Raw genomic sequence first — 2,059 nt, 5'->3', positions numbered from 1 at the left:
GCGGACGAGGTGGCCGACCAGCGCCAGGTGCTCGCGCACCAACGCGTCGAGTTCCCGCTCGGAGAGGCGGGTCGGCGAAGCCGGAGTAGTCGTCGTCATGCAGTCCCCCTTGTGTTCTTACGGTCGGTTGCCGGCCGCGTCCGCTCCCGCAGCGGGGCCGTTCCGGTCCGACAGAAATGAGCTTCTGCCCGTTCGGGTGCGGATTCGGGTGCCGCTCAGTTGCACTCCGGTTGCAAGGAGTGATTGGTGAATCGCGCTCCGTAGTTGAACCTCGCGGGACAAGCGATTAACCCCACCGAACAGGTCGGGAAGATAGAGTCGGCGTCACTCCCGCTTCCCGACCGGAGGTGTGCCCGATGGCCTCGATGACCCGGCGCGGCGTACTCCGCGCTACCGGCGGCGCCGCGCTGGCCGTTCCCGCCGCGCTGGCGGCCGGCTCCCCCGCGTCCGCCCTACCGGCGCCGAGCCCGACGTCGTCCGCACCCAGCGCGACGCCAACCCCGACGGCGCCGTCACCGATCCGCAAACCGCTCCCCGCGGAGTGGTTCACGGTGTTCGGAACGAACGCCGAAACCCGCTTCGACGCGCTGGCCGGCACCGGCTACTACACGCCGAACGAGCGGTTCTTCGTCCGCAACCACACCGCGACGCCGACCATCGACGCGCGGACCTGGCGCCTCCGCGTCTTCGGCTCCGGGCTGCGCGGCGCGCCGACGCTCGAGTCCGCGGTGACGTTCACCTACCGGCAGCTGCTGGACCTGCCCGCGGTGACCGTGTCCACCGCGATCGAGTGCGCCGGGAACGGCCGGAGCTTCTTCACCACGCAGCAGGGCCAGGCCGTGTCGGGAACCGCTTGGAAGCTCGGCGGGGTAGGGGTCGCCCGGTGGCGCGGCGTCCGCCTCTCCACCGTGCTGGAGAAGGCCGGCCTCACCGGCGCCGCGGTCGACCTGCTCCCCCGAGGGCTGGACGCCGACTTCGTCACCGGCGGCGTCAACCTGGGGCGCGTCCGGCGGGTCCTGCCGGTCGGGAAGGCCCTCGACGACGTGATTCTCGCGTACGGGATGAACGGTGAGCGGTTGCCGGCCGACCACGGGTTCCCGGTGCGGCTGGTCGTCCCGTCCTGGATCGGCATCGCGTCGATCAAGTGGCTCGGCGACATCGAGGTGTCCGCGACGCCGCTCTCCTCCCCCTGGGACACCGAGTTCTACCGGCTGTTCGGCCCCGGGCACCCGGCGGAGGGCTCCGCACCGCTGACCCGGCAGGTCACCAAGAGCGCGTTCGAGCTCGGCTGGAATGCGCAGCTGGCCGCCGGGCGGACCCACCGGCTGACCGGACGGTCCTGGTCCGGGCGCGGCGCCGTGCGCACGGTCGAAGTCAGCGTCGACGGCGGAGACAGCTGGCGGCGAGCTACGCTGCGCGATCCGGGCGCGACCGGACGCTGGGTGCGGTGGGACCTGCCGTGGCGTCCGGAGCACGCGGGCGCCGTGCAGCTGCTCGCCCGAGCCAGCGATTCGACCGGGGCGACCCAGCCGACCGCGACGCCGCTCAACACGCTCGGGTACCTGTTCGACGCGGTGGTGCGGCACCCGGTGACGGTCACCTGACACGCCGGGGCCGGGCACGGAATACCGTGCCCGGCCCCGGTCAGCGGCGTCAGCGTGCCATGCCGGCCTGCTGTGCCTTCTTCGCCTTGCGGTGCCTCAAGTACCAGCTCCCACCGATCATCGCCGCCGCTCCCATCGGCGTCTTGGCAGCGAGACGCTTGAGTACAGCGCCCTGGAGCAGTTGCTTCAGCATGGTGACCTTCCTCTGGTAGCCAGCTCTGGCTCTCTGGTACCCGGTGGGGCCGGAGGTCATGCCTGCCCGTTTCCTCAGACCCGGAAGCGGCTCACCAGGGCCTGCAGGTCGGACGACATCCGGGCCAGTTCCTCGGCCGACTGCTGGGTGGTGCCCACGGTCGCGCTGGTGGTCTGTGCCGCGGCCGCCACGCTGGCGATGTTGTCGGCGATGCTCATCGATCCGGTCGAGGCCTCGGAGATCGAGCGGCTCATCTCGTTGG

Annotated in this window: 2 protein-coding genes and 1 pseudogene; 1 reads left to right on the top strand and 2 read right to left on the bottom strand. The window is 71.4% G+C overall.

All coding sequences use genetic code 11. The annotated features are described in order from the left end of the window. Positions 1-356 precede the first annotated feature (356 nt). The gene (locus ABEB28_RS42985) at positions 357-1,604 is read left to right on the top strand and encodes a sulfite oxidase (RefSeq protein ID WP_376980858.1); all 1,248 of its coding nucleotides are present in this window, start codon (positions 357-359) and stop codon (positions 1,602-1,604) included. Positions 1,605-1,653: 49 nt separating this feature from the next. On the opposite strand, the gene ABEB28_RS42980 is transcribed toward ABEB28_RS42985, so the two are convergent. Beyond that, on the bottom strand, positions 1,654-1,797 hold the full coding sequence (locus ABEB28_RS42980) for a DUF6203 family protein (RefSeq protein ID WP_345734067.1): 144 nt from the start codon (positions 1,795-1,797) through the stop codon (positions 1,654-1,656). Positions 1,798-1,871: 74 nt separating this feature from the next. Further along, a pseudogene (locus ABEB28_RS42975) lies at positions 1,872-2,059 on the bottom strand (methyl-accepting chemotaxis protein); the annotation flags it as partial.

Source organism: Cryptosporangium minutisporangium, from assembly GCF_039536245.1.
GTDB lineage: Bacteria > Actinomycetota > Actinomycetes > Mycobacteriales > Cryptosporangiaceae > Cryptosporangium > Cryptosporangium minutisporangium.
This window is presented reverse-complemented; position numbering and strand designations above follow the sequence as displayed.